Raw genomic sequence first — 7,873 nt, forward strand, 5'->3', positions numbered from 1 at the left:
AAATCTACAACGAGCTTCTCGGCGGGGAAGAGGATTTTGATGCGCGCCTTGGATTGACATATTCGCTTCTTCAGAGCGGAGATATTAAAGGTGCTAAGGAGAATGTTGAGCTTGTAAAGCCTCAGTATTCGTATCAGGAGAGGGAGTTACAGGAATTTTATGCCTATATGTCAAAGGAGACAAGGCAGGCGCCTGATGTACGATATTACCATTATAATGATACTGATGACAATCAATACGACAGATACACGCTTGGCTATGGATTCCGCCTTAATAACTGGAGAGGACGGATCGCCTATGTTTATACCTCTGCGAGTGATAATACAAGAGACAACAGTGAAAGCTCTGTCTCAGTAAATGTAAGCTCCAAATTATCTGACAGGACAGACATTAAAGCAGGCCTTGGGATTACGATATTGAGTAACAGCGACAATAATACATTCATTACCGGAAATACCGGGATAAGCAGGACATTTGGAAGCAATGTAACAGGTATTTCTGTCGCAAGGTCGTATATGACGTCCACGGCAGAGTTGATCGCCAACAGGATCCGTATGGACATTTATTCGGTCAACTATGATTACACATTAAATAGCAGGACATCACTGAATGCATCTCTCAGTTACAGAGACTATTCTGATGACAACACCTCCTTTGAAATACTGGCTGCTCCACGGTACATGCTCTATACTGACAATCCGGGGATTGCGATAGGTTACAGGTTAAGATATCTCGGCTTTGAGAATGACAGTAATGGCGGCTACTTTGACCCGGACACATTTATTTCAAATGAGTTATTTACCACCGTGTCATATGAAAAGGGGAGATTTTACTGCTATTTAGAGCCTTATGCAGGACATCAGTATTTCCGAAGGTCAGGATCTACAGAGAGTGACATCTTTGGAGGCGGTTACAGCCTTCTGGGATACAAAGTACAAAAGAATACATCAATTGAGGTAAGTGCAGAAGGTGGAAACTACGCTATGAGCTCGGCATCCGGGTTCAGGTATTACATGATAGGGTTGCGCCTCTCTTTATTATTATAAGCCTTCGTAATTATTCAAAATTACATTTAAGTGCTTCCTCAGTCAGTCAGTGAAATGGGTTTATTCCTTATCCTGATAATGCCGAATATGGGAGTGGGATGTTTATAATTAATCTTGATAAAATCATCATAATATCAATAGCCTCGGTTACAGTGCTAATAATCTGCCTCTTCATGGCTGTGAATATCCGGAGATTCATCAATCACAGGTATTATAAGAGACGTGATATTGCACGCGAGAAGTATGAGAATATGTTGCTGCCATTACTTCATAACAGGATCCATATTGACTTTGAAACCTGTTATGTCAGGAAGAAGTCGGTTGAATGGAAGGCCATAGAGGATGTCCTGTTTCATGCCCTCTCTGAGGGGCATGTTTCTTCAGAGGACATATCCGGCATATTTGACAGGCTTGGTTATATTGACACATACATAGAGGACATTGTTTCAGGCAGCAGATATCACAGGGCAATGGCTGCTGAGAAACTTGGCCGGATCAGGGCGCCGAAGGCTACGGAATATCTTATCAGGGCCATGCATGACCCGGCGAGGGATGTCCGCACAGTTGCAGCAAGGTCTTTGGGGAATGTCAGGGATGTTGTGGCTGTAAAACCCCTGATAGATAAATTTGTATCAGCGGCGCAGGACCCGCACTCAATACCGCTCAGGGTCGTGAAGGCTTCAGTGATGAAATACAGTAACGCAGCCCTTCCTTTGTTAATCCCATTGCTTGATCACAGTTCATGGAAGGTCAGGGGGCAGGCAGCGGATGTTATAGGTGAGATTGCCGAGGTATCAACAGCCAAACACCTCCTGCCGATGCTGGGGGACACAGAGCCGGATGTACGTATAAAGGCGGTCAAGGCGCTTGGAAACATTAAACATGAAGATGCATTCCAGCCATTGTCGGTAATGATAAAAGATGCGTCATGGATTGTGCGGCTGCAGGTTGCAAAGACCTTCGGCTGTCTCGGAGGCAGCAAGGCTGTACCGCCTTTGGTAGAACTGTTGTCTGATGTTCACTGGCAGGTCAGGGAGGCTGCCATACAGGCAATCACTTCTCTTGGGAAAATGGCGAGCCCGGCCCTTCTAAGGGTCCTTTTGCTGATGAGAGACAGATACGCAAGGGAACAGGTAATTGCAGAACTCCAGAGCACAGAGATACTAAATGCCCAGTTTGACCTGCTCTGTTCTGATGATCCAGGGGAACGTGAAACAGCGTCTTTACTGTTGGTTGCAGCAGGAAACAGCGGGGCATGGGATATTGTCGTGAATGCCTTACGAGAGCACAAAAATCCCTGTGTAAGGAAGAGATTAATACACATAATCAATCTGATTGCAGACAGCGACGCTGAAACTGTACTAAGAGAGGTATCAGAGAGTGATGATGATATTGCTGTAAGGGATACAGCACGTTTAGCGTTAGAGAAGACTCTATACAGATAACAATATTGATTAGGGGGATCACATTTCAACACTGATATCCATAATTATATGGTTTAACCATTTTATCCTCGCATATTACGCTACTGTGAATTTATTGTACACAGTGCTGATGGTTATTGCCGTGTCAGTTACTATCAGACATATCTACAGGATCGAATACGGCGGGTACAGCGATATCTCAGAGTCATCTCTTACCCCTCCTGTATCAGTACTTGTGCCGGCATTTAATGAAGGGCCGAACATAGTGGAAAATGTCAAGGCCCTCCTTGCCCTCAATTATCCCTTGTTTGAGGTCATTGTAATCAATGATGGTTCCAGCGATGATACGCTGGATAATCTCATAAGCGGCTTTTCATTGAGGCGGGTCACTCATATATACAGGCATGTTATAAAGACCCATTCAATCAGGGATTATTATGTGAGTTCGACACATCCAAATCTGACTGTTATAAATAAGGCAAACAGCGGCAAGTCAGACTCACTTAATGTGGGAATCAATGTCGCCAGGTATCCGTATTTTTGTTGTATAGACGCTGATACATTGATAGAAAGGGATGCGTTCCTGCGTCTGGTCAGGCCGATTATTGAGAGTAAAGAGCTTGTTGTAGCATGCGGGGGTATTTTAAGGATCGCAAACGGATGTACTGTACGAAACGGCGTGGTAACGAAGATCGCCCTTCCCGGGGATCTGTTATCAAGGCTTCAGATTGTGGAGTATTTGAGGTCATTCCTGTTTGGCAGGGCAGGGTGGAGTGCGATAAACAGTCTCCTGCTTATATCAGGCGCCTTTTCACTCTTTCACAAAAAAAGTGTTCAACAGGTAGGGGGGTTCAGTAATAAAACAGTATCAGAGGATATGGAGATGGTCGTCAGACTGCACAGGTTTATGAGGACATGCAAGAAGCCATACAGGGTGGTCTTTATATCAGACCCCGTTGGATGGACAGAGGTCCCGTCCAGCCTTGCAATGCTCAAAAAACAGAGGATAAGGTGGCACAGGGGGCTTGCACAATCCCTCTTTATGAATATCTCCATGCTTTTTAATCCGAAATACGGCCGGATAGGCCTGCTGGCCATGCCTTATCAGGTACTGATAGAGCTGATATCTCCGGCAGTCGAGATCATCGGATATGTGGTTGTGATCCTTTCATATGTAACAGGCATTATAAGCTGGCGCTATTTTATGCTATTTCTGCTCCTGTCCATTGTATACAGCATATTCCTTTCTGCAGGGGCAGTGCTGCTTGAAGAGATTACGTATAAACGCTACCCAAAATGGGGAGACATGCTGAGGCTGATTTCTCTGTCATTTATAGAAAATATAGGATACAGGCAGATCAATTCCTGGTGGCGTGCCAGGGCACTGATTATTGCCATTATCAGACAGCGAAAGTGGGAAGTTGTCAAAAAAAAGGGATTTCAATATTCCCGATAAACAGGGACAGCGACTATTTATCAAATGGCATGGGGCGCTTATTAAGATAGATTCAGGACAATGATTTTCATGTCTGTCATTTCTTCGATAGTATATTTAGGCCCCTCCCTGCCAATGCCGCTCTGCTTGACACCTCCGTAAGGCATTGCATCTTCACGGTACATGGATGTATCGTTAATCATTACACCGCCAACCTGAAGCCACCGTGCCGCTTTAAATGCAAGATTGATATCAGATGTATAGATGCCGGCCTGCAGACCAAATTCAGAGTCATTGACCATTGCAATGGCCTCGTCAATCGTGGAATATTCCTGAATACTGACTATGGGCGCAAAAACCTCATGACAGACTATCTTCATGTTCCTGTCAACATCCTGTAATACGGCTGGCGTAAGCATGTTACCCTTTCTGCTCCCGCCAGTGAGGAGCTTAGCTCCCCTGGACACAGCCTCATCTATCCACTCCCTGGCCCTGATTGCCGCATCTTCAGTGATCATGGGGCCCAGATCAGTATCTTCCTGAAGGGGGTCCCCCACTTTGAGTGACTCAGCAGCAGGAATGAACATGCTCAGAAATTTATCTGCTATATCCCTGTGGAGTAATATCCGCTGAAGGGAAATGCAGATCTGACCAGAGTATGCAAAGGCCGCCCGCACACACGATGTGACGGCCTTGTCCATATCACAATCCTTATGAACAATCACTGCTGAATTTGATCCAAGCTCAAGTATAGATCTTCTGAGTCCTGTTGCCTCGCGAATGCGCCGGCCTACAGTGGGACTTCCTGTGAACGTGTACAGGGCAAACCGTGGGTCTGCAAGCAGCCGCTCTCCGACTGTTTTACCCGGTCCAAATATTATATTCAGATATCCTGGCGGAAGTCCTGCATCCATCATTATTTTGCCAAGGTTTATTGCTGTAATAGGGGTAACGTCTGCCGGTTTTAACACGACGGAGTTGCCTGCTGCTATTGCGGGGCCAACCTTGTGCGCTACGAGGTTCAGGGGAAAATTAAAGGGGGAGATGGCACATACAGGTCCTACAGGCATCCTGATTGTAAAGGCGATCCTGTTTTCTGATCCCCTGGCAGCCTCTACAGGTATCCCTTCTCCATGAATCCTTTTTGCCTCTTCTGCAGATATAAGAAATGTCTGGACAGCCCTGCTGACTTCAGTCCTTGCATCTCTGATTGGTTTACCGGCCTCCTGCGAAAGTGTTCTGGCAATGTCCTCAGTTTCCTGCTGCAGCAGTCCGGCAGATTTATGGAGTATTTCGTATCGTTCATACGGTGAGAGCTTAATATGCTTGAATGCCAGATCAGCAGATGAAATGGCATCATTTACATCATCTTGACCGGCTTCTGGTATGCGTCCTAATATAGCGCCATCATATGGGGATTTTATATCAATGAAATTTGCTGAGGAGGCATCTTTAGGAGATTCACGCCACTGACCATTGATAAGCATTCCATAACACGATGACATCTTGATTCTCTAAGCTGTGCCCTGTGAAGCAGCCTCCAGGTAGCTCAGCAACAATGACTGTTTTACACTATCGAATGTAGTAAATGCTATGCCAATGACATAATTATTATGAAATACCCTGCTCCACATGACTCTGCCAGGTATTATTTCTGTCACTTCCTCGTTGCCGTTAGTCTGCAGAAAGCTTATTCGTACTGTAAGCTCAAGGCCTGTGGGAAGCTGCTTTGATGAATATATGCCTATCCCACCCTTGCCGATAGTGCTAATTAGCGCCTCAATCGTCTCCTCTGAGTCACGAAATGTAATCTCTGCTATTGAGGCAATACCATAACGTGGATGTTTTCTTTTATTTCTCATGAAAATAAAACTACTTGTTTAAGATGAAGATGTCAAGAGAAAACATATTGCTTTATCTGCCCTGAAGTCAAGATTCATCTTTAAAGGCGTCAGGGGTTGACCTCGGAAGTGCCGGAAAGATAAAATGCAACATTCACGAATGATTGATGAACCGTAAAATGACAACGAAAATAATTACAGATGTTATGATAATCGGCGCTGGCGCATCAGGTCTTATGTGCGCCATAGAGGCTGGGAAGCGAAAACGCTCTGTAATCGTCATTGATCATGCAAATAAGGCGGGAAAGAAGATCAGTATTTCAGGCGGCGGACGGTGTAATTTTACAAATCTGAATATATCTCCCGGACATTATTTCTCAGGCAATCCTGATTTTTGCAGGTCTTCGTTAGCCCGCTTCACTTCCCGTGATATTATCCGCATGGTAGAACGGCATCGTATTAAATATATTGAGAAAGAGGCGGGACAATTATTTTGTAGTGATTCATCTGGTGATATTATTAACATGCTTCACAGGGAATGCAATGATTACGGGGTTCGAATATACCTTAATTATAGGATAAAAGGTATAAAGAGGAATGAAAATGGACAGGGCTTCACCGTATCAACTGACAAGGGCGTGATGGATTCTCAATCTCTCGTAATTGCAACAGGGGGGCTGTCCTATCCGCAGTTAGGTGCAACTGGATTTGGATACGATATTGCAAGGCAATTTGGACTTAAGGTTACTACGGTAAAACCAGCCCTGGTCCCACTCATGTTTAATCCGGCAGATCAAAAAAGATATGGCAGGCTCAGCGGCATTTCTCTAAGAGCTGAAGTTGGCTATAAAAAGATGAGTTTTTCAGGGGACATTCTTTTCACACACAGGGGACTGAGCGGTCCGGCTATCCTGCAAATATCGTCATTATGGGAAAAGGGGGGCAATATCAGTATTAATCTGTTGCCGCAACTGGATCTGGTTGAATACTTAATGACAGAGCACCGTCGCAGGGTTGAAATGAAGAATCTGCTTTCCGGCCTGCTGCCAGGACGATTTGCACAGATATTATGTGAGTCTTATATTGAGTCAAGGCCTCTTAATCAATTTTCGGAGAAGGAATTAAAATCCATTGCCCATTTACTTCAGAACTTGACAATACAACCTGCAGGGACTGAGGGTTATGGAAAAGCTGAGGTTACACTTGGTGGAGTGGATACAGCAGAGTTATCGTCAAAGACTATGGAGGCAAAGAATGTCCATGGCCTGTACTTTATTGGTGAAGTGGCAGATGTGACAGGACAGCTTGGCGGATACAATCTTCACTGGGCATGGGCCTCAGGTCATGCGGCAGGACAGTATGTATAGGAAGCGCAGGATAATCCTTGCATCCGCATCGCCAAGGAGAAAAGAGCTCCTTGAAAGGGCAGGATTGAAATTCGAGGTTGATGCAAGTGATTATGAAGAAGACCTGAGCCTTGGAATGCCTGCAAGAAGACTCGCAAGGTATTTATCCTGTGAACAGGCAAAGGCTGTGGCAGTAAAATATAAGAATGCCATTATTATCGCGGCTGACACTATTATTTCGTTTGAAGATATGGTATTTGGAAAACCGCATAATGATAGTGAGGCTATGAGAATGCTTAATATTCTGAATGGCAGGTCTCATTATGTAATAACCGGATTTACCATTATTGATACTGGAAAGCAGCAACAGGCTTCACGGTCAGTTGTTACAAAGGTATATTTCAGGATGATGACAAAGGTTGAGATAAAGACCTACGTCAGAACAGGGGAGCCGCTGGATAAGGCCGGCGCCTATGCTATCCAGGGACTCGGGGCTGCTATAGTAAAAAAGATCGAAGGAGATTATAATAATGTCGTGGGGCTGCCTGTCGATTTATTAATAAAAGAACTTAGAAGGTTTGGAGTCTGTAGATGATGGATGCCAGGACTTATATCATACGGTGGCTGATTAATGCACTAGGACTGCTCATTGTGTCAAAGATAATGGACAGCATTGAGATTGACAGCATCCTGACTGCAGTAGTGGCCGCTGCAGTCATAGGGCTAATAAATATATTCCTGAGGCCTTTACTTATTATTCTGACTCTTCCCATCAATATTC

8 protein-coding genes are annotated in these 7,873 nt (G+C 44.8%); 6 read left to right on the forward strand and 2 right to left on the reverse strand.

All coding sequences use genetic code 11. The features are described 5' to 3' along the window. The 3 genes from IT393_07680 to IT393_07690 form a co-directional block, all read left to right on the forward strand. On the forward strand, positions 1-1,046 hold a 1,046-nt coding region (locus IT393_07680; protein MCC7202521.1), incomplete at its 5' end, for a hypothetical protein. A gap of 98 nt (positions 1,047-1,144) precedes the next feature. Continuing rightward, on the forward strand, positions 1,145-2,491 hold the full coding sequence (locus IT393_07685) for a HEAT repeat domain-containing protein (GenBank protein MCC7202522.1): 1,347 nt from the start codon (positions 1,145-1,147) through the stop codon (positions 2,489-2,491). 85 nt (positions 2,492-2,576) lie between these two features. After that, complete coding sequence (locus tag IT393_07690; protein MCC7202523.1) at positions 2,577-3,926, forward strand: glycosyltransferase family 2 protein; 1,350 nt, start codon at positions 2,577-2,579, stop codon at positions 3,924-3,926. Positions 3,927-3,967: 41 nt separating this feature from the next. Here the strand turns inward: IT393_07690 and IT393_07695 are convergent, their stop codons facing one another. Continuing rightward, on the reverse strand, positions 3,968-5,410 hold the full coding sequence (locus IT393_07695; GenBank protein MCC7202524.1) for an aldehyde dehydrogenase family protein: 1,443 nt from the start codon (positions 5,408-5,410) through the stop codon (positions 3,968-3,970). 9 nt (positions 5,411-5,419) lie between these two features. Beyond that, positions 5,420-5,767 (reverse strand): PilZ domain-containing protein, encoded by a 348-nt coding sequence (locus IT393_07700; GenBank protein ID MCC7202525.1) that lies wholly within the window; start codon positions 5,765-5,767, stop codon positions 5,420-5,422. Between the two features lie 158 nt (positions 5,768-5,925). Between IT393_07700 and IT393_07705 the strand changes: the two genes are divergently transcribed. The 3 genes from IT393_07705 to IT393_07715 all read left to right on the forward strand — a co-directional run. Then, on the forward strand, positions 5,926-7,113 hold the full coding sequence (locus tag IT393_07705; protein MCC7202526.1) for an NAD(P)/FAD-dependent oxidoreductase: 1,188 nt from the start codon (positions 5,926-5,928) through the stop codon (positions 7,111-7,113). Beyond that, complete coding sequence (gene maf / locus IT393_07710; protein ID MCC7202527.1) at positions 7,106-7,687, forward strand: septum formation protein Maf; 582 nt, start codon at positions 7,106-7,108, stop codon at positions 7,685-7,687. The genes IT393_07705 and maf overlap by 8 nt, the downstream gene beginning before the upstream one ends. Further along, on the forward strand, positions 7,684-7,873 hold a 190-nt coding region (locus tag IT393_07715), incomplete at its 3' end, for a phage holin family protein (protein MCC7202528.1). The genes maf and IT393_07715, both read left to right, overlap by 4 nt.

This window comes from Nitrospirota bacterium (assembly GCA_020851375.1).
GTDB lineage: Bacteria > Nitrospirota > 9FT-COMBO-42-15 > HDB-SIOI813 > HDB-SIOI813 > RBG-16-43-11.